The 24193-nt window shown below is 67.0% G+C and carries 22 protein-coding genes; 7 read left to right on the top strand and 15 right to left on the bottom strand.

Annotated elements, in window-relative coordinates; genetic code table 11:
• Positions 1 to 80: 80 nt before the first annotated feature.
• Positions 81 to 875 (bottom strand): response regulator, encoded by a 795-nt coding sequence (locus ACWIEX_RS21485; protein WP_454034985.1) that lies wholly within the window; start codon positions 873 to 875, stop codon positions 81 to 83.
• Between the two features lie 237 nt (positions 876 to 1112).
• On the opposite strand from ACWIEX_RS21485, the gene ACWIEX_RS21480 reads away from it, so the two are divergent.
• Genes ACWIEX_RS21480 through ACWIEX_RS21470 form a run of 3 tightly spaced genes read left to right on the top strand, consistent with a single transcriptional unit; the run spans position 1113 to position 3587 of the window.
• Complete coding sequence (locus tag ACWIEX_RS21480; RefSeq protein WP_061970855.1) at positions 1113 to 1334, top strand: NepR family anti-sigma factor; 222 nt, start codon at positions 1113 to 1115, stop codon at positions 1332 to 1334.
• Positions 1321 to 1935, top strand: coding sequence for a sigma-70 family RNA polymerase sigma factor (locus ACWIEX_RS21475; RefSeq protein ID WP_454034984.1), 615 nt, complete (start codon positions 1321 to 1323; stop codon positions 1933 to 1935). Before ACWIEX_RS21480 ends, ACWIEX_RS21475 begins: the two co-directional genes overlap by 14 nt.
• Positions 1935 to 3587 (top strand): histidine kinase dimerization/phosphoacceptor domain -containing protein, encoded by a 1653-nt coding sequence (locus ACWIEX_RS21470; protein ID WP_454034983.1) that lies wholly within the window; start codon positions 1935 to 1937, stop codon positions 3585 to 3587. The genes ACWIEX_RS21475 and ACWIEX_RS21470 overlap by 1 nt, the downstream gene beginning before the upstream one ends.
• Positions 3588 to 3684: 97 nt before the next feature.
• Here ACWIEX_RS21470 and ACWIEX_RS21465 read toward each other — a convergent pair whose 3' ends face one another.
• A complete protein-coding gene (locus tag ACWIEX_RS21465; protein ID WP_454034982.1) occupies positions 3685 to 3966 on the bottom strand; it encodes a hypothetical protein in 282 nt (93 codons plus the stop codon).
• A 183-nt stretch (positions 3967 to 4149) separates the two neighbouring features.
• Here ACWIEX_RS21465 and ACWIEX_RS21460 point away from each other — a divergent pair, with 183 nt between their 5' ends.
• The 3 genes from ACWIEX_RS21460 to ACWIEX_RS21450 all read left to right on the top strand — a co-directional run bounded on the left by ACWIEX_RS21460 (position 4150) and on the right by ACWIEX_RS21450 (position 7157).
• Positions 4150 to 4905: a Crp/Fnr family transcriptional regulator gene (locus ACWIEX_RS21460; protein WP_454034981.1), complete on the top strand. Its 756-nt coding sequence runs from the start codon at positions 4150 to 4152 to the stop codon at positions 4903 to 4905.
• 120 nt (positions 4906 to 5025) lie between these two features.
• The gene (locus ACWIEX_RS21455; RefSeq protein ID WP_454034980.1) at positions 5026 to 5820 is read left to right on the top strand and encodes a class I SAM-dependent methyltransferase; all 795 of its coding nucleotides are present in this window, start codon (positions 5026 to 5028) and stop codon (positions 5818 to 5820) included.
• Positions 5821 to 5963: 143 nt separating this feature from the next.
• Positions 5964 to 7157: a GGDEF domain-containing protein gene (locus ACWIEX_RS21450; RefSeq protein WP_454034979.1), complete on the top strand. Its 1194-nt coding sequence runs from the start codon at positions 5964 to 5966 to the stop codon at positions 7155 to 7157.
• A gap of 3 nt (positions 7158 to 7160) precedes the next feature.
• Here the strand turns inward: ACWIEX_RS21450 and ACWIEX_RS21445 are convergent, their stop codons facing one another.
• Entirely contained in the window at positions 7161 to 7676 is a 516-nt protein-coding gene (locus ACWIEX_RS21445) for a hypothetical protein (RefSeq protein ID WP_454034978.1), read from the bottom strand.
• A gap of 137 nt (positions 7677 to 7813) precedes the next feature.
• Between ACWIEX_RS21445 and ACWIEX_RS21440 the strand changes: the two genes are divergently transcribed.
• Positions 7814 to 8743 carry a glutaminase gene (locus ACWIEX_RS21440; protein WP_454034977.1) on the top strand — a complete coding sequence of 310 codons (930 nt, stop codon included), beginning with the start codon at positions 7814 to 7816 and terminating at the stop codon, positions 8741 to 8743.
• Between the two features lie 7 nt (positions 8744 to 8750).
• Here ACWIEX_RS21440 and ACWIEX_RS21435 read toward each other — a convergent pair whose 3' ends face one another.
• From ACWIEX_RS21435 to ACWIEX_RS21380, 12 genes are all read right to left on the bottom strand, one after another.
• A complete protein-coding gene (locus ACWIEX_RS21435; protein ID WP_454034976.1) occupies positions 8751 to 10373 on the bottom strand; it encodes an ABC-F family ATP-binding cassette domain-containing protein in 1623 nt (540 codons plus the stop codon).
• Positions 10374 to 10452: 79 nt separating this feature from the next.
• On the bottom strand, positions 10453 to 10926 hold the full coding sequence (gene ybaK, locus ACWIEX_RS21430; protein ID WP_454034975.1) for a Cys-tRNA(Pro) deacylase: 474 nt from the start codon (positions 10924 to 10926) through the stop codon (positions 10453 to 10455).
• A 19-nt stretch (positions 10927 to 10945) separates the two neighbouring features.
• Positions 10946 to 13384, bottom strand: coding sequence for a DNA topoisomerase (ATP-hydrolyzing) subunit B (gene gyrB / locus ACWIEX_RS21425; protein ID WP_454034974.1), 2439 nt, complete (start codon positions 13382 to 13384; stop codon positions 10946 to 10948).
• A gap of 284 nt (positions 13385 to 13668) precedes the next feature.
• Positions 13669 to 15507, bottom strand: coding sequence for a DNA helicase RecQ (gene recQ, locus ACWIEX_RS21420; RefSeq protein WP_454034973.1), 1839 nt, complete (start codon positions 15505 to 15507; stop codon positions 13669 to 13671).
• Between the two features lie 200 nt (positions 15508 to 15707).
• On the bottom strand, positions 15708 to 16061 hold the full coding sequence (locus ACWIEX_RS21415; protein WP_454034972.1) for a hypothetical protein: 354 nt from the start codon (positions 16059 to 16061) through the stop codon (positions 15708 to 15710).
• Between the two features lie 6 nt (positions 16062 to 16067).
• Positions 16068 to 16682, bottom strand: a complete 615-nt coding sequence (locus tag ACWIEX_RS21410) for a LysE family translocator (protein ID WP_454034971.1) — start codon at positions 16680 to 16682, stop codon at positions 16068 to 16070.
• Positions 16683 to 16756: 74 nt separating this feature from the next.
• Positions 16757 to 17884, bottom strand: a complete 1128-nt coding sequence (gene recF, locus ACWIEX_RS21405) for a DNA replication/repair protein RecF (RefSeq protein WP_454034970.1) — start codon at positions 17882 to 17884, stop codon at positions 16757 to 16759.
• 10 nt (positions 17885 to 17894) lie between these two features.
• A complete protein-coding gene (gene dnaN / locus ACWIEX_RS21400) occupies positions 17895 to 19010 on the bottom strand; it encodes a DNA polymerase III subunit beta (RefSeq protein WP_454034969.1) in 1116 nt (371 codons plus the stop codon).
• 152 nt (positions 19011 to 19162) lie between these two features.
• Positions 19163 to 20683, bottom strand: coding sequence for a chromosomal replication initiator protein DnaA (dnaA, locus tag ACWIEX_RS21395; protein ID WP_454034968.1), 1521 nt, complete (start codon positions 20681 to 20683; stop codon positions 19163 to 19165).
• Between the two features lie 779 nt (positions 20684 to 21462).
• A complete protein-coding gene (rpsT, locus tag ACWIEX_RS21390; RefSeq protein WP_061970750.1) occupies positions 21463 to 21729 on the bottom strand; it encodes a 30S ribosomal protein S20 in 267 nt (88 codons plus the stop codon).
• Between the two features lie 181 nt (positions 21730 to 21910).
• Positions 21911 to 22891 carry a threo-3-hydroxy-L-aspartate ammonia-lyase gene (locus ACWIEX_RS21385; protein ID WP_454034967.1) on the bottom strand — a complete coding sequence of 327 codons (981 nt, stop codon included), beginning with the start codon at positions 22889 to 22891 and terminating at the stop codon, positions 21911 to 21913.
• Between the two features lie 300 nt (positions 22892 to 23191).
• On the bottom strand, positions 23192 to 23965 hold the full coding sequence (locus tag ACWIEX_RS21380; protein WP_454034966.1) for an enoyl-CoA hydratase: 774 nt from the start codon (positions 23963 to 23965) through the stop codon (positions 23192 to 23194).
• Between the last annotated feature and the right edge of the window lie 228 nt (positions 23966 to 24193).

The following is a 24193-nucleotide window of genomic DNA, read 5'->3' as shown; positions in this document are numbered from 1 at the left end:
CACGGGTTCCCGATTGGCAAGAAAAAAGGCCCGCAGATGTCAGCCGCGAGCCTCGATCGTCTTCGAATGGGATCGAAGCGTCAGGCAGCCTTGCGGCCGGCGCGGCGGTCGAAGAACAGGGCCTGGCTGATCGCGGCCTTCACGGCCTCCGGCTGGAACGGTTTGGTGATCAGGAAGGCCGGCTCCGGGCGGTCCCCCGTGAGGAGCCGTTCGGGATAGGCGGTGATGAAGATCACCGGCACGTCGATCGAGGACAGGATCTCGTTGACGGCATCGAGGCCCGAGCTGCCATCGGCGAGCTGGATGTCGGCGAGCACGAGGCCGGGCCGCTTCTTGGCGACGAGCGCGATCGCCTCGCGCTGGGTGCGGGCGACGCCGGTGACGGTGTGGCCGAGCTCCTCGACCATCGTCTCGATGTCGAGCGCGATGATCGGCTCGTCCTCGATGATCAGCACCTCGGTCGCGACCTGCTCGGCGATTTCCTGCCCGGCGGTCTGGATCAGCGTGGAGGCATCCGCCGCCGTGATGTCCATGATCTTGGCGACGTCGTCGAGCGGGAAGCCCTCCACCGTCCGCAGCAGGAAGGCCTGGCGCGGGCGCGGGGTCAGCGCCTCGAGATTGCGCTCGGCCGGCGCGCGCGACAGTTCGACGACCGGGGCGGCCGCATCGACGCTGGCCGAGGACCAGAGCTTCAGGAAGGTCTTGTACAGGCCGATGCGCGGATCGGTGTCGCGCGGGAATCCCGAGGGATCAGCGACCAGGGCTTCCAGCATGGCGACGACATAGGCGTCGCCGCTTGGCTGGCTGCCGCAGAGCGCCCGCGCAAAGCGGCGCAGGTATGGAAGATGAGGCGCAATTTCTTTTGCAATCGACATGAACGCGTCCCTTTTAGCGTGCCGGAATAATGGCTTAGGACGCGCGGGAAACAAGGAATTTATTTTTGCCGGGACATGGAACCTTTGATCGGGGTACCTGTTGTTAAGGCGTATTGGTGTCGCTATCGCGGCGTGGCTTCGGCATCGTCGGCAAGGAATGGCAAGCCAGAGACGGCAGGATTTGGATTATGCGGGACCGGCTGGAAAAGCCGGCCCGATGGTGGCACGAGGGCTGACATGAGCAGGTTGGACGCAGCGATGACTGAACCGGACGATCCCGACGAAGGTTTCGAACTGGTTCTGGATCCGAAGGTGCAGGAATCCATAGGCCGCTCCCTCAAGGCCCATTACGACGACATCGTGAACGCGCCCGTGCCCGACAAGTTTCTCGTGCTGCTCGCGCAGCTTGAGGCGACCGAGCAGCGTGCAGCTGGAGTGTCGCGCGATGAGTCTCAGTGATATTGCGCCCGCGAACCAGACCGAAGCGCTGGCGCGGGAACGCAGGACCGAAGACTTCAAGGATGGGTTGATCCGCGAGATCCCCAATCTGCGCGCCTTCGCCGCTTCGCTCTCGGGCTCCATGCAACTGGCCGACGATCTCGTGCAGGACACGCTGCTGAAGGCCTGGGGCAATTCGGACAAGTTCGAACCCGGCACCAGCCTGCGTGCCTGGCTCTTCACCATCCTGCGCAACACCTATTACTCGTTGTACCGCAAGCGCGGTCGCGAGGTTCAGGACAGCGAAGGGACCTATGCCGAGCGCATGGCGACGCACGGCAACCAGGAGAGCCATCTCGATCTAGCCGACTTCCGCAAGGCGCTGGCGAAGCTCCCGGAGGAGCAGCGCGAAGTGCTGATCATGGTCGGCGCCACCGGGCTTTCCTATGAGGAAGCCGCCGAGATCTGCGGCGTGGCGATCGGCACGATCAAGAGCCGGGTCAATCGCGCTCGCACGAAACTGGCGGAACTGTTGTCCATCGGCAGCGTCGATGACCTCGGGCCGGGCCGAACCAGTGCGGCTGCGATGCAGAGAGTTGGTTCCGAACCCGTTGGCTCCTGATGCGGTTGCGGCGTTTCAGCACTGTCAGGACCCGCCTGCTGGCTGTGCTGGTCGCGATCGCCGTTCCGATCGCCTGCGCCTCGGCCTTCGCCGCCTACGCCACCTATCGGTCGGCGGTCGTCGCGATCGAATCGGCGCAGGCGCGCGCCGTCGATGATTTTGCGGTGCGCACCCGCGTCTGGTATCGCGGCACGTCACGTGCCCTGCTCGCCTTCGGCACCATGGCGAGCGAGCTTGGGCTCGATACGGCCGGATGCCCGGATGCCGGCGCCAAGGCCATGGAACGCGCCGGGGGCTTCCGCGCTTTCCTGCTGCGTCATGCGGATGGGCGGGTCTGCACCGGCTCGCTCGATGCCGCCCTCACCCGCGAGGCGCTGGAAGCCATAACCCGGCAGCTTGCCGGCCGGCCTTCGACCGGGATGTGGAACGGCGCTGATCTCGGCCGGATGCGTTACGATCAGGTGACGGTCGGAGCCAGGCGCTATCTTGCCGTTCTGGCATCGGTTCCCCCGTCGGCGAACGGCGGATTGCAGCAGGCGCTCGTCCTGACAGACCCGGAACTGCTCGAGAACGTCTTCGACCTCGGCGAAGACGGCCAGGCGCTGAACGTCGCGCTGATCGGGCGCGATGCCGGCGTCATCGCCAGCCGGGGAGAGGGCCGCGACCTGTCCTGGCTGCCGCGCACGGATCGCATGCCGGGGACGTTCGCGCGCTGGGTGGCGCCGAACCGGGCCGGAGAGGACAGCGCCTTCGTCGCGCGCATGGTCGCCGAGCCGGATTTCTATATCGTCGCGAGCTTCGACGAGCGGCCGGTCGAGGCGGCACGGCTGCAATTCATCGTGCTGCTGCTCGCTCCGCTCCTGACGCTCGCCCTGCTCTGTCTGGTCTGCCTGCGGGCGATCGACAGGCACTGCCTGCGCTGGCTGCGCGGCATCGAGGCTGCCGCCCGGTCGAGAACCTCGAACAACCGTGTGCGGGCCTCGGTCGGGGAGGGCATGCCCAGCGATATCCGCAGCGTCGCGGAGGCCTTCAACGACATGGTCGAGGAGCAGGAGATTCGTCAGCGCCGCCTCCAGACCGCACTGGACGACAACCGCTTCCTCGTCCGTGAGCTGCATCACAGGGTCAAGAACAGCCTGCAGGTCGTTCAGAGCTATATCGGCCTCAGCAAACGCGATCACCGCGACGAGGCGAGGCTGGCTTTGGCCGATGCCGAATGCCGGGTGCACGTGCTATCGGCCGCCTATCGCTTCACCCTCGCCGACGGCGAGATGCAGCCGGTCCGCGTCGACCTCTTCCTCGACGATGTCGTCACCATGATTTCCAACCTGATCCGCGGTCGCGACCAATGGGTGACGAGCCGGATCGAGACGGCAGCGTCGCTGTCCGTCGACCGCATCATCCCGCTCGGCTTTCTCGTGGCGGATGTTGCATCCCGCGCCCTGCGGAGCACGCCTGGCCTCCGGATCGTCGTGGAGGTCGTCGATGTCGACGCTTCCGCGATCGAAGTCGGGCTGGTGGCGGATCGGGACATCCAGCACAGCGCGCCGCCGCGACTTTTCGCGGGACTGCTCACCCAGATAGAGGCGGTACAGACGCAGGAGCCTCATGGCCGGACCCTCGGCCGGTGGCGGATCGCCCACAGCTCCTGAAGCGCCGGCGTCCTGATGAAAAAATTGCGCCGTCACCCGGCCCGCGCTGGCGCGGCGTGCCGGGTGGCGGCGCTGTCCTGCCTGGAATCGATACTGTTCAGCGAACGATATGCGTGACCGGTCCGCCGGCCATCGCCTGCTGCGACGGCGAGGCGATCGCGCGCTTGGCGGCGCTGCGCGAACGATCGGCGCGGTCGACGGCGGCGAGCTGCAGGCTGTCGGTATAGCCGCGCTCGCCCCTGGCGAGGGCAATGGTGGTCGAACTCTGGTCATCAGGCGTTTGAAGCCGGGCGCCCAGGGTCAGACCCGATACGGCCGTGCCCATGAGGCCGAAGAAGACGATGGCGCGCATGGCCGGCGCAAGGCTGGACTTCGGCATGGATGTCTCCAGGGCTGACCGGTCGACTGACCGGCTTTCGAGAGGGAAACGCCGGAAACGCCCCTCGGTTCCCGTCTGGCGCGCCCAGCCAGCAGGCAGCCCGGCCTTTACGGAACGGGGAGCGCCCTTGCCGCGTTGACTCGAAGCCGGCTCCCTGCCGGCGATCGGGGGATCAATTCGACCATGAACATCGTCAGCCGGCCCGGGCGCCTCGGCACGCCCTGTCTTGCCTGTCCGTTGCGGCTGAAGCCGGCTTTCAGGGACAAGACCGATGATGAGATCCGCTTCATCCAGACGATGAAGATCGATCACCGGTCCGTGCGCGCCGGAGCCGACATCATTCACCCCGGCCAGGAGGATGCCGAACTCTACACCCTCTATTCCGGCTGGGCCTTCCGTTACAAATCCCTGCCGGACGGGCGCCGCCAGATCCTCAACTTCCTCTTGCCGGGGGATCTCGTCGGGCTGCAGGCTTCGCTGCTGTCGGCCGCCGAGCACGGCATCGAGGCCCTGACGGATGTCGAACTCTGTGTCTTCCCGCGCAAGCGCCTCTGGGATCTCTTCGAGCGGATGCCGACGCTGGCCTATGAGGTGGCCTGGCTCGGTTCGCGCGAGGAATGCATGATCGACGACAATCTCACCTCGGTCGGGCAGCGCAGCGCCGGCGAGCGCCTCGCCGCGCTGATCATCTCGCTCTATCACCGCATCGACGCGCTCGGCCTGGTCACCAATGACAGCTTCGCCTTTCCGCTCTCGCAGCAGCAGCTCGCCGATGCGCTCGGCCTCTCGCTCGTCCATACCAGCAAGACCTGGTCGCGCCTGCGCCGGGAGGGATTGTTCGCGCTGTCGGGAGGGAGGCTGACCTTGCTGAACCCCCGTCTGACCGCGCGGATGGCTGCGGCTTACGAACAGATCACGGCGCCGAGGCCGCTGATCTGACGGCTTTGCTTGTGACCGATGCGGAAAGGGCTTGGCGAGAGCCTGCTCTTGACCCCATATGCCGCGCAGGTAACGTGATTTGCGTCAGACGCGTCGTCTCCGCGGCGTTCAAGGGGTGTCATGTCTTCGACGATTCGTCATCGCCCACCGCGAGCCGCCTCGCTGGCGGCCCGTCTCGGGCAGTCCCGCGTCGCGACGCGGATCGAGGGCGAGGTGCGCGTCACCGCCGCCGATCTCGTCGATTGCGTGGCCGAGGCGAAGCTCAAGGTCGCCGCCGTCCGCTACAAGGTCGAGGGCGAGGTCCGCAGCACGGCGGAGAAATTCAAAAGCCGCGTCAGTGACGCCAAGGCGAAGCTCGGCGACGAGGCGCGCTTCATCAAGTCCTGGATCGACGATCCCCGCCGGACCGGCTCGGTCACGCCGTCGAGCCCGGCGCTCGCCCGGCGCATGGCCTCTTTCGTCGATCCCGCGCAGCCTGGCCCGGTCGTCGAGATCGGTCCCGGCACCGGCCCGGTCACTGAAGCGCTGATCGAGCGCGGCATCGACGAGAGCCGGCTGATCCTGGTCGAATACAGCCCCGAATTCTGCGAGTTGCTGCGCAAGCGCTTCCCGCGGGCGACGGTGGTGCAGGGCGACGCCTATGCTCTGTCGGCAACGCTGTCAGGCCACCTTCCGGAAAAGGCGATCGCACTGGTCTCCAGCCTGCCGCTGTTCAACCGCCCGCCGGCGACCCGTTCGGCGCTGGCGCGCGAAGCCTTTCCGCTTCTGGTCGAGGGCGCTCCCTTCATTCAGTTCACTTATTCGGTGATCTCGCCGATCCCGCGCAAGGGTTCCGGACTCAAGGCCTTCGTGTCCGACTGGGTGCTCCGCAACATCCCACCGGCGCGAGTCTGGGTTTATCGCCAGATTCGCTGATTTTTGGCGTTGTTGACGCTACGTCATTGCGATGTGCCGCGGATTTCGGCCGTTTCCACACGAAATCGTAAGACCTCCCTGTTAGGCAGCGCTCGCGATCAGGTGCCTGCCGGCTTGCTCGCCAGCGAGGAGCCTAACAGCCGATGAGTGGCGCCGTCCTCCGTTACAGTTTGCCCCGCTGGCGCGTGACGCGCTGGCTGGCGGATGCCGGCCCGGATGTCCCGCCCGATATTCGGGTCGCGCTGATCGCCAGTCTCTACGGCACGCTGCCGATCTTCGCCGGCGGCGTCATCAACTCGCTCGCGGTCTCCTTCCTGATCGCCTGGCGCATCCCGACCCTGCCATTTGCCCTCTGGTGCGCCTTCGAGGTGCTCTGCTGCGGTATCCGCCTGGTCGTCCTGATCTACGCCCGCCGCCGGGCCGCGCGCGGTGCTTCGACGCCGACCGATCTCTATCTCCTGCTCGGGGTCGCCTGGGCGGCCGGCATCGGCGCCGGCACCTTCCTCAGCCTGACGAGTGGCGACTGGGTCGTGGCCACGCTGGCCTGCCTTTCCGCCGCCGCGATGGTCGGCGGCATCTGCTTCCGGAATTTCGCCGCGCCGCGCATGGCCGGCCTGATGATCGGGTTGACGCTGGGGCCTTGCGTGCTCGCGGCACCGTTCCTGTCCGAGCCGATCATGCTGATCACCTTCATGCAGATTCCCTTCTATCTCTTCAGCATGGCGGTCGCGGCCTACAAGCTGAACGCCATGCTGATCTCGACCATGCGGGCCGAGCGCGAGAACGCCTTTCACGCGCGCCATGACGTGCTCACCGGCCTCTCGAACCGGGCCGGCCTGGCCAAGGCCTTCACGACGCGCTTCGAGAGCGAGACGGCGCCGCGCGGGCTCGCACTGGTCTATCTCGATCTCGATGGTTTCAAGGCGGTCAACGACAATCATGGCCATATGGCGGGCGATGCTTTGCTCCAGCTCGTCGCCGAGCGCTTGCGCGGCCTCGTCCGCAGTTCGGATATCGCGGCGCGCATCGGCGGGGATGAATTCGTCGTGCTCTCCGAACAGACCGAGCGGACGCAGCTTCAGCGCTTCGGCGAGCGGATCGTGCGCGAGATTTCGGAGCCCTATGAGCTCGACAGCGGCCACCAGCTCACCATCGGCGCGTCGGTCGGCATTGCGCTTGCGCCCGAGCATGGCCGCGACATGAACAGCCTGATGTCGGCGGCCGATGCGGCGCTCTACCAGGCGAAGTCGCGCGGCAAGTCGCTCTGCGTCATCGCCGGGCAGCGCTCCGTCCTGGATGCGCGCGTTTCGAGCGGGCGCCATCCGCGGTTGCAGTAGGGCCTATTCGATTTCGCAGGCGTCGCTCGCGGGCATCAGGCGCCAGAGCCCGTCATCGGGTTTCGCCGGGATTTTCACCGCGCCGTCGGCGATCTCCTCGGCATCGTAGGGGTTCGGGTTGGCGGTGATCCCGCCATTGCGGATATCGAGCGCGCCCTGCGGCCCGCTCTCCAGGCGCCAGCTTCCGGCATCCCATTCCGGCACGCAGCGCAGGCCCTTGCTCTGTTGTTTGCAGAACCCGCCGAGCTGGTAGTCGAAGCGGTGCGTGGTCGTGCGCTGCCTCAGGTTGAAATAGAGCACGACATAGACCGCCGCATGCGGCTCGGCCTGCCAGTTGCCGGGCTTGTGGACCAGGCGGATCTTCGCGACCTTCTGCTGCGGATGCGCCCTGAGATGGGCCTCGTCGTAAGAGCGCTCCCAGCAGGCGTCCCGCTTCGGGGGAAGCTCGCTTTCGAGCGGCCGGGCGGTGGCCGGCAGGGCGGCGACCAGCAGGGCGGAAACGACGGCGGCGCGGCGCATTCTGAGGGTCCCCGGCTTCGGAGCCTCAGGTCACCGCAGTTTCAGGCAGGTTGCAACGGTTTTCGCTCGGTGCTTGACCGCGAGCGCGCGCTGGGGCTTGGCTGTCGCGCCGGGATGGAACAGCCAGGGCGGGAAGCGTGACGGATATCGGGCGGCTGGTCCGCGACATCGCTGACGAGATGCGCGGCGCCGAGGAGCGCGGCGAGGTCGCGACCTATATCCCGCCGCTCGCCCGCATCGATCCGCGCCAGTTCGGGCTCTGTGTCGTGACGGCGGACGGCGAGGTCCATGCCGCCGGCGACAGCGAGGAGCCCTTCTCGATCCAGAGCGTCTCGAAGGTCTTCGCGCTGACCCAGGCGCTCGGCAAGGTCGGCGACACGCTCTGGCGCCGGGTCGGGCGCGAGCCCTCCGGCACGCCGTTCAATTCGATCGTCCAGCTCGAGCGCGAGGAGGGCGTGCCGCGCAATCCCTTCATCAATGCCGGCGCCCTCGTCGTCGCCGATATCAACCTCGCTGGCCATGAGCCGCGCGTCGCCATCGGCGAATTGCTGCGCTTCATGCGCTATCTCGCCGATGACGACACCATCATCATCGACGAGGCGGTGGCGCGGGCCGAGCAGGCGACCGGCTTCCGCAATATCGCGCTGGCCAATTACATGAAGGCCTTCGGCAACATCATCCATCCGCCGGAGCTGACGCTCGGCGTCTATTTCCACCAATGCGCCATCGCGATGAGCTGTCGCCAGCTTGCCATGGCCGGGCGCTTCCTGATGCATGGCGGCTATTACGAGCCCGGCGGGCCGCGCGTCGTCTCAGGCCAGCGGGCGCGGCGCATCAACGCGCTGATGCTGACCTGCGGCCATTACGACGCCTCCGGCGACTTCGCCTTCCGGGTAGGCCTGCCCGGCAAGTCCGGTGTCGGCGGCGGCATCCTGGCGATTGCGCCCGGCAAGGCCGCGATCGCGGTCTGGTCGCCCGGCCTCAACGCCAACGGCAACTCCCTGCTCGGCACGCTGGCGCTGGAGCGCCTGACCGAAGCGACGGGCTGGTCGGTCTTCGCGCGGTAGCGGAGCGTCAGCTCCGCAACCCCGGCGCTTCCTGCCCGGTGCGGGCGACGTACTCGGTATAGCCGCCGCCATAGGCGTGCACGCCGTCCGGCGTCAGCTCCAGCAGGCGGTTGGAGAGCGCGGCGAGGAAATGCCGGTCGTGGCTGACGAAGAGCATCGTGCCCTCGTAGTTCGAGAGCGCGGTGATCAGCATTTCCTTGGTGGCGATATCCAGGTGGTTAGTCGGCTCGTCCAGCACCAGGAAATTCGGCGGATCATAGAGCATCATCGCCATGACCAGCCGCGCCTTCTCGCCGCCCGACAGCACGCGGCAGCGCTTCTCGACATCGTCGCCCGAGAAGCCGAAGCAGCCGGCCAGCGACCTAAGCGACCCCTGCCCGGCCTGCGGGAAGCGGTCCTCCAGCGTCTCGAACACGGTGCGCTCGCCGTCGAGCACCTCCATGGCGTGCTGGGCGAAATAGCCGAGTTTGACGCTGGCGCCGATATTGACCGTGCCGGTGTCAGCCTCGGTCGTGCCGGTGACGAGCTTCAGGAGGGTCGACTTGCCGGCGCCGTTGACGCCGAGCACGCACCAGCGCTCCTTGCGCTGGATCTGGAAGTTCAGCCCGTCATAGATGCTGCGGCTGCCATAGGCCTTGTTCACGTTCTTGATGCTGACGACGTCGTCGCCGGAGCGCGGCGCCGGCTGGAACTCGAAGGCAACGCTCTGGCGCCGCCGCGGCGGCTCGACGCGCTCGATCTTGTCGAGCTTCTTGACCCGGCTCTGCACCTGCGCGGCGTGGGAGGCGCGCGCCTTGAAGCGCTCGATGAAGGCGATCTCCTTGGCCAGCATCGCCTGCTGGCGCTCGAACTGCGCCTGCATCTGCTTCTCGGCCAGCGCCCGCTGCTGCTGGTAGAACTCGTAATCGCCGGAATAGCTGGTCAGCGCGCCGCCATCGATCTCGATGATCTTGCCGACGATGCGGTTCATGAACTCGCGATCATGCGAGGTCATCAGCACGGCGCCATCGTAGTTCTTGAGGAAGGATTCCAGCCAGATCAGGCTTTCGAGGTCGAGATGGTTCGACGGCTCGTCGAGCAGCATCGCATCGGGGCGCATCAGCAGGATGCGGGCGAGCGCGACGCGCATCTTCCAGCCGCCGGAGAGGCCGCCGACATCGCCCTCCATCATCTCTTCGCTGAAGCCGAGGCCTGCGAGCACCTCGCGTGCGCGGCCGTCCAGAGCATAGCCGTCGAGCTCCTCGAAGCGGCCCTGCACCTCGCCATAGCGGGTGATGATCTCTTCCATCTCGTCGGCCCGGTCGGGATCGACCATGGCGGCTTCAAGCTCGGCGAGCTCGGCCGCGACCGTGCTGACGGGGCCTGCCCCGTCCATCACCTCGGCGACGGCGCTGCGCCCGGCCATCTCGCCGACATCCTGGCTGAAATAGCCGATGGTGATGCCGCGATCGGTCGAGACCACGCCTTCGTCGGGCGCCTCCTCGCCAGTGATCATCCGGAACAGCGTGGTCTTGCCGGCGCCGTTCGGCCCGACGAGCCCGACCTTCTCGCCCTTCAGAAGCCCTGCCGAGGCCTCGATGAAGACGATCTGCTTTCCGTTCTGCTTGCTGATGTTCTCGAGGCGGATCATGGAAATGGGGAACCTTGGAGGAATGCTCCCGCGCCACTAAGGCATCGGGGCGTATCGGGAAAGCTCGGGAAGGTTGGTATCAGGCCGAGATGACGGCGCTGCGGGCATTGGCCGCGCTCAGGAGATCGGCGGGCGCGAGCGCGATCTGCAAGCCGCGCTGGCCGCCATTGACATAGACCAGCGCCTCGGAAGAAGCCGGCTCGTCCACGATCGTCGGCAATTTGCGCTTCTGCCCGAAGGGGCTGACCCCGCCGACCTTGTAGCCGGTCAGGCGCTCGGCATCGGGCACCGGCATCATCGCCGCCGCCTTGCCGCCGAAAGCCGCCGCGACCTTCTTCATGCTGGCCTCGCGATCGGAGGCGAGCACGATGCAGACCGGCTTGCCGTCGACCTGCGCGATCAATGTCTTGAGCACGCGCTGGGGCGGCTCGCCGAGCGCGTCTGCCGCCTGCAACCCGACGCGCTCGGCATTCGGATCGTAGGTGTAGCCGTGCAGCTCGAAACGGATTCCGAGCTGCTTCAGCGCCAGCGTGGCGGGGGTCGTCTGGGCCATTGTCCCGCGGCCGCGACGATCAGATATCGACCGTCGCGTTCAGCGCATTGGTCTGGATGAACTCGCGCCGCGGCTCGACCACATCGCCCATCAGCTTGACGAAGAGATCGTCGGCCTCGTCGTTCTGGTCGTTCTTGACACGCAGCAGCGAGCGCACGTCGCGGTCGAGCGTCGTTTCCCAGAGCTGGTCCGGGTTCATCTCGCCCAGGCCTTTGTAGCGCTGCAGCGAGACGCCCTTCTTGCCGATGGTCGAGACCGCATCGAACAGGTCGCTCGGGCCGTTGACCGTGAAGGTATCGCCCTTGCGGCTGAGCACGCCGGGCTTCGCATAGGCCTCTTGGAGAGAGGCTGCGGCGGCGTCGAGCTTGCGCGCTTCCGCGCTGGCGAGCAGGCCGGCATCGATCGTGGCGGCCTGCTTTACGCCGCGGATCATCCGCGAGAAGACGAAGCCGCCTTCGCTGACCTTGCCCTCCCAGCCGCGCTCCAACTCGTCGGAGATCGCGTCGAGCCGACGCGCGATCGTGGCCGCCGCCTCGCTCGCCTTGGCTTCGTCGTCCTCGCTGATCGGGTGCAGCACACCGGCGATCGCCATCTGCTCGACGACGCGGCGGTCATAGCGCGAATGCAGTTGCGCCAATGCGTTGCGGACGTTGCGGGCCTCCTCGATCAGGACGCGCAGGTCGGCGCCGCCGCGCTCGACGCCCTCGCTGGTGCGGAAGGTCGCGCCGTCCAGCGTCGAGTCGACCAGATACTCCTCCAGCGCCCGCTCGTCCTTGAGATAGACATGGCTCTTGCCGCGCGCCGCCTTGTAGAGCGGCGGCTGGGCGATGAAGAGATGGCCGGCATCGATTAATTCCGGCATCTGCCGGTAGAAGAAGGTCAGCAGCAGGGTCCGGATATGGGCGCCGTCGACGTCGGCGTCGGTCATGATGATGATCTTGTGGTAGCGCAGCTTCGCCAGGTTGAAGCCGCCCTGATCGGCCTCGGCGCGTCCGATGCCGGCGCCGAGCGCCGTGATCAGCGTGCCGACCTGGTCCGACGAGAGCATCTTGTCGAAGCGCGCCCGCTCGACGTTCAGGATCTTGCCGCGCAGCGGCAGCACGGCCTGGTATTCGCGGGCGCGGCCCTGCTTGGCGGAGCCACCGGCCGAGTCACCCTCGACGATGAAGAGTTCGGACTTGGCGGGATCGCGCTCCTGGCAATCCGCGAGCTTGCCCGGCAACGAGGCGATATCGAGCGCGCCCTTGCGGCGGGTGAGGTCGCGCGCCTTGCGGGCGGCCTCGCGGGCGGCGGCGGCTTCCGCCACCTTGCCGACGATGGTCTTGGCCTCGCCCGGATGCTCCTCCAGCCACTCCGACAGCGCCTGGTTGACGACGTTCTCGACGACGGGGCGGACTTCCGATGAGACCAGCTTGTCCTTGGTCTGCGAGGAGAATTTCGGATCGGGCACCTTGACCGAAACGATCGCGGTCAGGCCCTCGCGGCAATCGTCGCCGGTGAGCGAGACCTTCTCCTTCTTGGAGATGCCGGAGCTCTCGGCATAGCCGGTGATCTGGCGCGTCAGCGCGGCGCGGAAGCCGGCGAGGTGGGTGCCGCCGTCGCGCTGCGGGATGTTGTTGGTGAAGCAGAGCACGTTCTCGTGGTAGCTGTCGTTCCACCACAGCGCGACGTCCACCGTGATGCCGTCCTTCTCCGAGGTCAGCATGATCGGCTTCTCGATCACGGAAGACTTGGCGCGGTCGAGATAGCGTACGAAGGCCTCGACGCCGCCGTCATACATCAGCTCTTCGCGGACGATCTCGGCATGGCGGGCATCGGTCAGGACGATGCGCACGCCCGAGTTCAGGAAGGCGAGCTCGCGCAGGCGGTGCTCCAGCGTCTTGTAGTCGAACTCCACCATGGTGAAGGTCTCCTGCGAGGGCAGGAAGGTCACCTCGGTGCCGCGCTTGTCGCCCTGCGGGCCGACGACGGCGAGCGGGGCAACCGCGTCGCCATGGCGGAATTCCATGTAGTGCTCGCTGCCGCCGCGCCAGATGCGCAGCTTGAGCGAGACCGAGAGCGCGTTGACGACGGAGACGCCGACGCCGTGCAGGCCGCCCGAGACCTTGTAGGAGTTCTGGTCGAACTTACCGCCGGCATGGAGCTGGGTCATGATGACCTCGGCCGCCGAGATGCCTTCCTCGCTGTGGATATCGGTCGGGATACCGCGGCCGTTATCGGTCACGGTGACCGAACCCTCGGCGTTCAGCGTCACCGTGACGAGGTCGGCATGGCCGGCCAGCGCCTCGTCGATCGCGTTATCGACGACCTCGTAGACCATGTGATGCAGGCCGGAGCCGTCATCGGTGTCGCCGATATACATGCCGGGCCGCTTGCGCACCGCGTCCAGGCCCTTGAGAACCTTGATGGAATCGGCGCCGTAGTCGTCGGGCTGGGCGCTGAGCGCGGCATCGGTCATGAAGTGGTTCCTGAACGGGCGAGCCGGCGCCCGCGATGATCCTGATTCGAAACGACAATATAGGGTGAGACGATGGCTTTTTCACGCGCCTACGCGTGCGTGCGCGAGAAGCTGTCGCTTTGACACTCCAAAGTCGGGGTATGGGAACCACGCCGTCATCCCGGGCGACCGAAGGGAGACCCGGGATCCATGCCGGAGCATTCCCGAAAAGGTTCAGGCATGGATCCCGGCTCTTCGCTTCGCTCCGGCCGGGATGACCTCGCGGGGAACGAACAGCAGTCCGCCTACCCCCGGAACTCCGAGATCGCCTCGACGAAGGCCTCGCCGTACTGCGCGAGCTTGCGCTCGCCGACGCCTTCGATCGCCCGCATCTCGTCCAGGCCCAGCGGCCGTTCGCGCGCCATCGCGATCAGGGTCCGATCGGTGAAGATGATATAGGCCGCCACACCCTCCTCGCGGGCGATCTGGAGCCTGAGCTTGCGCAGGTGCTCGAACAGGCCGGCGGTGCCCTCGTCGAGCCCGTCGGCGCGGGCCGCATCGCGCTCGGAGCGGCGGGAACGCTTCTCCGCGAAAGGATCGGCCCGCAGCGCGATGCTCTCGCGGCCGAACAGGATGTCCTCGCCTTTCGCTGTCAGGCAGAACCCGCCATGCTCGACGCTGGCTTCGGCCAGCGCACCCGCCGCGAAGAGCTTGCGCGTCAGCCCCATCCAGGCGGCTTTCGGCTTGTCGGAGCCGACGCCGAAGGTCTTCAAGCCATCATGGTTCTGGCGGCGGACGACCTCAGTCGTCGTCCCCGTTAGGATATCGGCGAGATGTCCCGCGCCGAAGCGCTGGCCGGAGCGGATCACGGCCGAGAGCAGCTTTCGCGCATCGAGCGTCGCGTCCTGCAGGGCAGGTGCCTCCGCGCTACAGAGATCGCAGCGGAACGGCGCGTTGCCATGCCGGCAAGGCGGCGTTTCCTCGCCGAAATAGGCGAGCAGCGCGCTGCGCCGGCAGAGCGCGTTCTCACAGAGATCGATCATCGCGTTGAGGCGCTTGTGCTCGATGCGCCGGCGCTCGTCGTCGATCTGCTTTTCGTCGATCTGGCGGCGCCTGAGCGACATGTCGTCGACGCCGTAGAGCGTCAGCGTATCCGCCGGCAGGCCGTCGCGCCCGGCGCGGCCGATCTCCTGGTAATAGCCCTCGATCGAGCCGGGCATATCGGCATGGACGACGAAGCGCACATCCGGCTTGTTGATGCCCATGCCGAAGGCGATGGTGGCGCAGACGACGACACCGTCCTCCTGCAGGAAGATGTCCTGGTTGCGGTTGCGCGTCTCCTGTTCCAACCCGGCATGATAGGGCAGGGCGTTCCAGCCCTTTTCGCTCAGGGCGGTGGCGAGGCGCTCGGTCTTGCTGCGCGAGGAGCAGTAGACGATGCCGGAGCCGTTGCGGTGCCGGCGCAGGAAGTCGTCGATCTGCCGGCGCGGCTGTTCCTTCGGCGCGAAGGCGAGCTTCAGGTTCGGCCGGTCGAAGGAATGCACCACCATATGCGGCGGCTGCGGGAACAATTGCTGGGCGATATCGGCCTGGGTCTGCCGGTCGGCGGTCGCGGTCAGCGCCGTCACCGGCACGCCGCCGAGCGCCTCGCGCGTCTTGGCGAGCAGGCGGTATTCCGGGCGGAAATCATGCCCCCATTGCGAGACGCAATGCGCCTCGTCGATGGCGAGCCGGTTCACGCCGAGGCGCTTCAGCCGTGAAACCAGCCCCTCGCCGGCCAGGCGTTCCGGCGAGACGAAGAGCAGCCGGAGATCGCCGGAGTTCAGCCGGTCCCAGGCCTGCGCCGCCTCTTCCTCCGTATTCATCGAGTTGAGCGAGGCGGCCGGTACACCGGCTCGCACGAGCTGCCCGACCTGATCGCGCATCAGGGCGATCAGCGGCGAGACGACCAGCGTCAGGCCGCCCGCGACCAGCGCCGGGAGCTGGTAGCACATCGACTTGCCGGAGCCGGTCGGCATCACCGCGAAGACATCCTCGCCGGACAATGCGGCTGCGATCACCTCCCACTGGCCGGGGCGGAAATCGTCATAGCCCCACACCGATTTGAGGATCGCGCGGGCATCTGATTCGCGGGATGGCGACATGAACAAGGGATGTGCCGCAGGCGGGGCCGCTTGGCCAGCCTTTCGGACCTGAAGCCGGTATCGATGCCCCACGAAAACACGCCGTCATCCCGGGCTTGACCCGGGATCCATTCCGGAGCGCGTCCGAAGAAGGTTCAGGCATGGATCCCGGATCTCCGCTTCGCTGCGTCCGGGATAACAGCGTGAAGGTTTGCGGGGCTTCAGATTTTGATAGCGAGCAGATGGATCGCGATCGCCAGCGCAAAAACCGCCGCGATCAGCTTCGAGGGCCAGGGCTTCAGGTCGAACCAGATGAATTGCAGCGCGAGCCGCAGACCCCAGAAGGCGGCTCCTACCAGTGGCAATACCGGATGCACGCTTCCCTGCCCGGCCAGCCAGATCAAGGCCGCGCCATAGGCGAGGAAGACGAAGATCAGCATCGCGTTCAGCGTCTGCGTGATCGCCGTGTTCAGGCTGCCGGAGGGGGCCAGCCGTTCCGGCCAGCCGAACAGCCGCCGGAACGCGGCATGGAACAGCGCGAAGCCGAGATCGATGAGCCCCGCCGCCAGCGCCAAGGCCGCTCAGCTCCGCGTCGCGATCGCGGCCGCCGCGCCCGCCATCACGCCGCCGGTCGTCCGGTTGATCCAGCGCATCGCGCGGGGGCTCGCGACGAGGCGCCGCGCCCGGTCGGCCGCATAGGCATAGGCCATCAGCGTCCCCGTGATGATCGGCGCGATCAGTGCGGCAACCTCGACGAAGGCGAGCGTGCTCATCGCGTTGAGGTCGATGACCAGCGGCAGGATCGAGAGGAAGAAGACCATGACCTTGGGATTGCCGAGCGTCAGCGCAATGCCGCCGAGGAAGAGGCGCAGGCCCTCGCCGCGCGCGGCAGCGGAAGGTTTCGGCGCCTCGGCCGGCGCCGTCCAAGCCTTGTAGGCGAGGAAGACGAGATAGGCGCAGCCGGCATATTTGATCGCGACGAAGACGCCGTGGAAGCTCTGCATGAGGACGCTGAGGCCCAGCGCCGTGAGCGTGAACCAGACCAGATCGCCCGCGACGATGCCGGCGAGGAAGGGCAGCGAGCGCCGGAAGCCCGAGGACAGCGAGCGCGCAACTAGGGCCGCGATCGCCGGTCCGGGCGAGGCGACGGCGAGGAAATACACGCCGGCGAACAGGGCAAGGCTGGAGATATCCATGGAAAGCCTCCGAAGATGCCGGAGATTAGCAGGAACGCCGGCAGGCGTCCCATCGCAAGCCGTGGCCTGACCGATCAATCGAGCGGATCGATCCGCCCCGGCGTCACCGCGAAACGCTGTGCGCCGGCCGGCAGGTCGCCGAACAGGGCGGCATCCGCTCCGGTCATCCAGACCTGACAGCCGAGCCCGGTCAGCCCTTCGTAGAGTGCGCCACGCCGGCGTGGATCGAGATGGGCTGCGATCTCATCGAGCAGGACGAGCGGAGCGATCCCGCTCATCGCCGCGACCAGCCGGGCATGGGCGAGCACGAGCCCGATCAACAGCGCCTTCTGCTCGCCGGTCGAGCCCTGGCCTGCGGGGATATCCTTCGGCCCGTGCCGGACTTCGAGGTCGGAAGCCTGCGGTCCTGTGAGCGTGCGCCCCGCGGCCCGGTCGCGATGGCGGCTCTGGCGCAGCAGGTCGCGATAGGTGTCCTCCGCATCGACGGCCGGCAGGCGGGCGACGAGCGCGTCGAGCTCGCCGGAGAGCGCGATATCGGCGAAGGGGAAGGGTGAGGCCTCGTCGCGCGTCTCGGCGATGATCGCGGAAAGCCGCGCCACGGTCTCGGCTCGGGCGGCGGCAACCGCGACGCCCAGCTCGGCGACCTCGCGCTCCACCGCGTCGAGCCATTGGCCCTGATTGGGGCTTTCTTCCAGGATGCGATTGCGCGAGCGCAAGGCTCGCTCCAGCGCGTTCGAGCGCGTCGCATGGCTCGGGTCGATCGCCAGCACCAGCCGGTCGAGGAAGCGACGCCTGTCGCCGGCCGCGCCCCGGAACAATCCGTCGAGATCGGGCGTCAGCCAGACCACGCGCAGATAATCGCTGAAGGCGAGCGCCGAGCCGACATTGGCCCCGTCGATCCGGGCAAGACGCGGCCGGCGCCCCTCCGCATCGAGCGCACCCAATCCGATGCCGAGCCGGCCCGCCTCATCGGCAAGGGTTATCGAGGCGGCGAAGGAGCCGTCACCGCCCTGCCGCGCCATGGCCGTGATCTCGGCGCGACGCAGGCCCCGCCCCGGCGTGAACAGCGAGAGCGCTTCGAGGATATTGGTCTTGCCGGCTCCGTTCTCGCCTGCGAGCGCAACGATTTGGCTCTCGACCGGGAGATCTAGGGCCTCGTAGGAACGGAAATCCTGCAGGATCAGGCGCGCGACGGCGGCCATGAGCCAGCTGCTAGACGCGCATCGGCATCAGCACATAGAGCGCGGAGGCCCCTTCGCGATCCTGGATCACGGTCGGCGAGCCGGGATCGGCGAGCTTGAGCAGGGCGGTGTCGCCGTCGAGCTGGGCGGCGATGTCCATCAGGTAGCGGGCATTGAAGCCGATATCGAGCGGGCTCGCTTCGTAATCGACCTCGATCTCTTCGGTCGCCGAGCCGGAATCCGGGTTGGTGACCGAGAGTGTCATCCGCCCCTCGGCCATCGAGAGCTTCACGGCGCGGCCGCGCTCGGACGAGATCGTCGAGACGCGGTCGACCGACGCGGCGAAATCGCCCCTGTCGACGGTGAGCCGCTTGTCGTTTCCGCTGGGGATGACGCGCTGGTAGTCGGGGAAGGTGCCGTCGATCAGCTTCGAGGTCAGCACGACATCGGCGGTGGCGACGCGGATCTTCGAGCCGGACAACTCGACCGCGACCTCGCTCTCGCCGTCTTCCAGCAGCTTCTGGATCTCGGAGACGGCCTTGCGCGGCACGATCACGCCGGGCATGCCGACCGAACCCTGCGGGGCCGCGGTGTCGACGCGGGCGAGGCGGTGGCCGTCGGTCGCGACCGCACGCAGCACCGGGCGGCCGTCGACATCGATGGTGTGGAGATAGATGCCGTTGAGGTAGTAGCGCGTCTCCTCGGTGGAGATCGCGAACTGGGTCTTGTCGATCAGGCGTTTCAGCTCGCCGGCCGGCAGCACGAAGCGATGGGCCATGTCGCCCGCGGTGATATCCGGGAAATCGCTTTCCGGCAGGGTCTGGAGCTGGAAGCGCGAACGGCCCGAGCGCAGCACGAGGCCGCTATCGCCGGTGGTTTCCAGCGAGACCTGGGCGCCATCGGGCAGCTTGCGGACGATGTCGTAGAGGGTATGCGCGGGAACGGTCGTGGCGCCGGGCTCGGCCGCATCGGCGGGAATCGTCTCCACCACCTCGATATCGAGATCGGTCGCCTTCAGCCGCAGGCCGTTCTCGGAGGCACTGAGCAGCAGGTTCGACAGGATCGGGATCGTGTTGCGGCGCTCCACCACGCGATGGACGTGACTGAGCGACTTGAGCAGCGTGGAACGTTCGACCGTGACCTTCATGATTGTCTAGTCTTCTGGCGCTGGCCGCCCGCGCGCCAGGGCGCGAGCCGAATGAATGGCCAGCGACATTGCAGGACACCGGGCGGGGGCGCAAGGCCTGCCCGCCCGGGCAACCACAACCATTTCACGGGCGTGGCGAACGCTTTCCAGGCTCACTCCTGCAGCATGCGTTTCAGCAGGTCGACCTCGTCATGCAGCGAGCGGTCCTCGCTGATCGCCTTCTCGATCTTCCGCACGGCGTGCAGCACCGTCGTGTGGTCGCGCCCGCCGAAGCGGCGGCCGATTTCGGGCAGCGAGCGCGGCGTCAGCGCTTTCGACAGATACATCGCGATCTGGCGCGGTTTTACCACGGCCGCGGTGCGGCGCTCCGAGAGGATGTCGGCGCGGCTGACATTGTAGCGCGTCGCAACGAGCTTCTGGATATCCTCGATCTTGACCCGGCGCGGCTCGCGGGTGCGGACGAGATCGCGGATGGCCGCTTCCGCCGTCTCCAGCGTCACGAGCTGGCCGGACAGCGTGGCATGGGCGAGCAGGCGGTTGGCGGCGCCGTCGAGGTCGCGGCCATTGGTCGCGACGACGCGCGAGACATAGGCGACGACGTCGGGGCTGACCCGGAAGTTCGGGTGGGTCGCCTGCAGCGCCTCCAGCCGGCTGGACAGGATCGTGGCGCGCAGGGTCTCGTCGAGTTCTCCGACTTCGACCACCAGGCCGCCGCCGAGCCGCGAGCGGATGCGCTCGTCGAGCGCTTCGAGTTCTCCGGCGAGGCGGTCGCCGGCGACGACGATCTGCTTGCCGGCATCGAGCAGGGCGTTGATCGTGTGGCCGAATTCCTGCTGGATCGACTTGCCCTGGATGAATTGCACGTCGTCGACGATGAGCAGGTCGATGCCGCGCAGCTTCTCCTTGAAGGCGAGCGCCGTTTGCGACTTCAGCGCCGCGACGAAGCCGTACATGAAACGATCGGCGGTGAAATAGGCGACGCGCTTGCCCTGGCGGCGCGCATCCTGCGCGATCGCCTGCAGGAGATGCGTCTTGCCGAGGCCGACGCCGGCATGAAGGTAGAGCGGGTTATAGGGGCTCTGGCCCGCGGGCGCAGCCGCAATGCGCTCGGCCGCGGCGAAGGCGAGCTGGTTCGACTTGCCGACGACGAAGCTCTGGAAGCTCATGCGCCGGTCGAGCCCGGTGCCGCAGGCATCGACGAGGTCGCTATCACCGGGCCGCGGAGGGCTCGCGACGGCGGGGCGGCCGGCTTCGCTCGGTGCCGGGCTGGCCGCGGCCGTGGGGCGGCTGCGCAGGGCGTCGATCTGCGGCACGGCGGAAGGGTCGCGCGACACGGTGCGCACCGAGAGCAGCACGCCGTTCGGGGCCGGCAGCTCGGCGATGCAGTTCACCCGCAGGCGCTCGGTGTAATGCGCCTCGAGCCAGCTCTTCAGGAAGCGGGTGGGAACCGTGAGATAGGCCACGCCCTCGACGATGCCGGCGATCTCAAGCCGCCCGAACCAGCTCGAGAAGACATCCTCGCCGAGCTCCGCCCGCAGGCGCCGGCGCACGCGCTCCCATGCGTCCTGAATCGATGCCTCCTCCGCCCGGATGACGGCGGTCTCTTCCGCAGCGATCGTCACCACCACCGGCGTCGTCTCGACCATGTCTCCGAAATCCTGCCGCTCGAACATCAATGGCCCCGTTCTTTGAAAATGTGCATAGCTCGGGTTCGGCGGTCGCCTCCTGGCCACCGTCCCGGCGCTGCTGTCTGGTCAAAATGGCTCCGGTCCCGGCGGGCGCATGACGCCGCGGCAGGTTCCGGTCCCGCTTATGTTGATTACGCTTGGAAGGCTCGCCTTGAGACGACGCCACCCTTCATCTCGATCACAAAAGACAAAGGGTCACATCCTCCAACCTCCATGGTCGCGAGCCAAAACGCTGATCATCTCTGGAAATCCCGTGGCGGTCATTGCTGTCCGCCCGGCGATGGAGGGACCTTACAAGGCGCTCTCGACGGGCTGCAACACCCCTTTCAGCCGGCTTCCGAGACTCGCGGCGCGGCGGCTGTTCCTGACCATGGGGCAGTCCGCCGCAATTGGTTGGGGAACTTAAGATTTTCTTCACGCTCCCCCTTTCGCGGGCGGCCGAATCTTTTTTTACAAGCCCCCGGAAAGCCCGCCACAGAGTCGCCGCGATTCCGTCTTCCAAAATCCTTTGCCTGCTAAGATGATGAAAAATAACATCTTTTTATGAGCGGCCAAGTCCGCCTCGGAGGGCGACTTCGCGCCCTGAACGGCGCCCGAGAGTCAAGTACGCAAGACCGTGGAAAGCTTGCGAAAATCGCTTGAAAGCAGCTTTGTTTTGTTCCGTCGGAGCCTGTGGCGAGGGCGCCACAGAGGCCACGAAGCCAACGAAAAAGCCCGGCCTTGCGGCCGGGCTTTCCGTCGTCGAAACGATTAAGACTTTAGGCTCAGGAAGCCAGCGCGCCGATCCGGTGCGCGAGGCGCGAAACCTTGCGCGAGGCGGTGTTCTTGTGAACCACGCCCTTCTGCGCGGCGCGCATGATTTCCGGCTGGGCGGCCTTCAGGGCCTCGGCAGCGCTGGCCTTGTCGCCGGAGGCGATCGCCTCCTCGACCTTGCGCAGGAAGGTGCGCATCCGCGAGCGGCGCGCCTTGTTGACCTCGGTGCGGCGAGCGATCTTGCGCGTAGCCTTCTTGGCCGACGTCGTATTGGCCATCGAAACGTCCTCGTCTCTTCATCGCGACCGGTCGCCTGGCGTCATTGCCGGCGGGGCTGGCCGCATCCTTGCTGGAAAAACGTGCGCGGCGGCCGAGCTTGCGCGGGCCGCCGCGAGTGGTGGGGCTATAGTCGCTTGCCGGCGCTACGTCAACGCCGGAATCGCCGCAAGCCTACCGATCTCAGGCGGACGGCGCGATGAAGGCCGCGAAACTCGCCAGATCGACATTGCCGCCGGAGAGGATGATGCCGACCCGCTTGCCGGCGACCGGCACGGAGCCGGTGAAGGCGGCCGCAGCGGCGAGGCAGCCGGTCGGCTCGACCACGAGCTTCATCCGCTCGGCGAAGAAGCGCATCGCGTCGACGAGCGCTGCGTCGCTGACGGTGACGATATCCTCGACCTCGCGCTGGATGATCGGGAAGGTCAGGTCGCCGAGGAAGGCGGTCTGGGCGCCATCGGCGATGGTCTTGGGCACGCCGATCGTGACGATCTCGCCCTTGCGCAGGGATTGCTGTCCGTCATTGCCGGCCTCCGGCTCGACGCCGAAGACGCGGCAGCCCGGGTTCAGCGCCTTGGCGACGAGCGCCGCGCCGGCGAGCAGGCCGCCGCCACCGAGCGGCACGAGCAGGATGTCGAGCGGGCCGGCATCCTCGATCAGCTCCTTGGTCGCGGTGCCCTGTCCGGCGATGACGTCAGGATGGTCGTAAGGCGGGATGATCGTCAGCCCACGCTCGGTGGAGAGCTTGTTGCCGATCTCGAGCCGGTTCTCCTTATAGCGGTCATAACGCACGACCTGCCCGCCATAGCCCTCGGTCGCCGCGACCTTCGCGGCCGGGGCATCGTTCGGCATGATGATCGTGGTCGGTACGCCCAGGAGCTGGCCGGCATAGGCGATGGCCTGGGCATGGTTGCCGGAGGAATAGGTGACGACGCCGGCCTTCTTCTGTTCGGCCGAGAGCGAAGCGATCGCATTGTAGCCGCCGCGGAACTTGAAGGCGCCCATGCGCTGCAGGTTCTCGGGCTTGAAGACGAGGCTGGCATTCGTCCGCCGGTTGGCGGTGGCCGAGCTCATCGCCGGCGTGTGATGGGCGATGCCCTGGAGCCGCCCTGCCGCGGCCTCGACATCGGCATAGGTCGGGAGGGCGGGGCTGCTGGCGGTCATGATGCGGATCCTGCGCTACGTTGCGGGCATGGTGTCCGCGCCCGCTCGATGGTCAAGCCTTGCAGAAGCAGGCCGGTGTTGCGTTTCCGAATACGAGACGATGGCAGCCATCTGCGCGGGATCCCCTCTCCTGTAAGGAGAGGGGTAGGGGTGAGGTGTAGGCCCCTGGACCAGTAAGGTATCGCCTCACGGTTGCGCAGCGACCACCTCACGGCAAACGCGGGGAGCGGCCGACCCCTCACCCTGCCCTCTCCCTCCGGGAGAGGGTTCCCCGCGCCTTTTCGGCTCGCGTCAAACCTGTCAAGCGTTCTTGAAATCGGGCTTCCGCTTCTCGGCAAAGGCGGACATGCCCTCCTTCTGGTCGGCGGTCGCGAAGAGCGAGGAGAAGACGCGGCGCTCGAAGCGCAACCCCTCCTGAAGGGTTACCTCGAAGGCGCGCTCGACCGATTCCTTCGCCATCATCACGGAGGGCAGCGATTTCGATGCGATCGCCTCGGCCGCCTTCAGCGTCTCGGTCAGGAGGTCGGCCAGCGGCACGACGCGGGCGACGAGGCCGGAGCGCTCGGCTTCCTCGGCATTCATCATCCGGCCCGTCAGGCACAGGTCCATCGCCTTGGCCTTGCCCACCGCCTTGGTCAGGCGTTGCGTGCCGCCGGCACCGGGGATGACGCCGAGATTGATCTCGGGCTGGCCGAATTTCGCATTGTCGGCGGCGATGATGAAGTCGCACATCATGGCGAGCTCGCAGCCGCCGCCGAGCGCGAAGCCCGCGACCGCCGCGACGATCGGCTTGCGGCGCCGGCCGATCCGGTCCCAGTCCTCGAACTTGTCGTCGAGATAGGTGCCGGGGAAGATGCGGCTCTGCATCTCCTTGATGTCGGCGCCGGCGGCGAAGGCCTTTTCCGAGCCGGTGAGGACGACGCAGCCGATCTCGGCATCCTTCTCGAAGCCGTCGAGCGCCTGGTTGATCTCGCCGATGAGCTGGCCGTTCAGCGCGTTCAGCGCCTGCGGGCGGTTGAGCGTGATCAGCCCGACCTTGCCCTTCGTCTCGACGAGAATGGTCTCATAAGCCATGGCGGCCTCCCGGATGCTCCTGTGCCGCCAGCTTTAGCGGGCGGCGGGAGAGTGGTCCATGCGCGTCGCACGCATCCGCGCATTCGCGCTGCCTCCCCGCCGCCGCCTGTCGTCATGGTCGGGCTTGTTCCGGTCATCTCGTGGCGGAGGGTGTGCGAGAACCTCGCGGCACCCCTCTCCCCTGCGGAAGAGGGTTGGGGTGAGGGGTCGCATTGTCTGATATCGTTT

The sequence above is a fragment of the Allobosea sp. NPDC055353 genome (genome assembly GCF_053644975.1).
The sequence above is the reverse complement of the archived record's forward strand: the minus strand, read 5'-3'. Positions and strand labels throughout refer to the sequence as shown.

Excerpts from the sequence above, each read along its gene's own strand:
- ACWIEX_RS21460 (WP_454034981.1), top strand. The coding sequence starts at position 4,150 with ATGAACATCGTCAGCCGGCCCGGGCGCCTCGGCACGCCCTGTCTTGCC.
- ACWIEX_RS21380 (WP_454034966.1), bottom strand. The coding sequence starts at position 23,965 with ATGGCTTATGAGACCATTCTCGTCGAGACGAAGGGCAAGGTCGGGCTG.
- ACWIEX_RS21475 (WP_454034984.1), top strand. The coding sequence starts at position 1,321 with ATGAGTCTCAGTGATATTGCGCCCGCGAACCAGACCGAAGCGCTGGCG.
- ACWIEX_RS21465 (WP_454034982.1), bottom strand. The coding sequence starts at position 3,966 with ATGCCGAAGTCCAGCCTTGCGCCGGCCATGCGCGCCATCGTCTTCTTC.
- ACWIEX_RS21410 (WP_454034971.1), bottom strand. The coding sequence starts at position 16,682 with ATGGATATCTCCAGCCTTGCCCTGTTCGCCGGCGTGTATTTCCTCGCC.
- ybaK (WP_454034975.1), bottom strand. The coding sequence starts at position 10,926 with ATGGCCCAGACGACCCCCGCCACGCTGGCGCTGAAGCAGCTCGGAATC.
- ACWIEX_RS21435 (WP_454034976.1), bottom strand. The coding sequence starts at position 10,373 with ATGATCCGCCTCGAGAACATCAGCAAGCAGAACGGAAAGCAGATCGTC.
- dnaN (WP_454034969.1), bottom strand. The coding sequence starts at position 19,010 with ATGAAGGTCACGGTCGAACGTTCCACGCTGCTCAAGTCGCTCAGTCAC.
- ACWIEX_RS21385 (WP_454034967.1), bottom strand. The coding sequence starts at position 22,891 with ATGACCGCCAGCAGCCCCGCCCTCCCGACCTATGCCGATGTCGAGGCC.
- gyrB (WP_454034974.1), bottom strand. The coding sequence starts at position 13,384 with ATGACCGATGCCGCGCTCAGCGCCCAGCCCGACGACTACGGCGCCGAT.
- ACWIEX_RS21470 (WP_454034983.1), top strand. The coding sequence starts at position 1,935 with ATGCGGTTGCGGCGTTTCAGCACTGTCAGGACCCGCCTGCTGGCTGTG.
- dnaA (WP_454034968.1), bottom strand. The coding sequence starts at position 20,683 with ATGTTCGAGCGGCAGGATTTCGGAGACATGGTCGAGACGACGCCGGTG.
- ACWIEX_RS21445 (WP_454034978.1), bottom strand. The coding sequence starts at position 7,676 with ATGCGCCGCGCCGCCGTCGTTTCCGCCCTGCTGGTCGCCGCCCTGCCG.
- ACWIEX_RS21485 (WP_454034985.1), bottom strand. The coding sequence starts at position 875 with ATGTCGATTGCAAAAGAAATTGCGCCTCATCTTCCATACCTGCGCCGC.
- ACWIEX_RS21450 (WP_454034979.1), top strand. The coding sequence starts at position 5,964 with ATGAGTGGCGCCGTCCTCCGTTACAGTTTGCCCCGCTGGCGCGTGACG.
- rpsT (WP_061970750.1), bottom strand. The coding sequence starts at position 21,729 with ATGGCCAATACGACGTCGGCCAAGAAGGCTACGCGCAAGATCGCTCGC.
- recF (WP_454034970.1), bottom strand. The coding sequence starts at position 17,884 with ATGGCCGCCGTCGCGCGCCTGATCCTGCAGGATTTCCGTTCCTACGAG.
- ACWIEX_RS21480 (WP_061970855.1), top strand. The coding sequence starts at position 1,113 with ATGAGCAGGTTGGACGCAGCGATGACTGAACCGGACGATCCCGACGAA.
- ACWIEX_RS21455 (WP_454034980.1), top strand. The coding sequence starts at position 5,026 with ATGTCTTCGACGATTCGTCATCGCCCACCGCGAGCCGCCTCGCTGGCG.
- recQ (WP_454034973.1), bottom strand. The coding sequence starts at position 15,507 with ATGTCGCCATCCCGCGAATCAGATGCCCGCGCGATCCTCAAATCGGTG.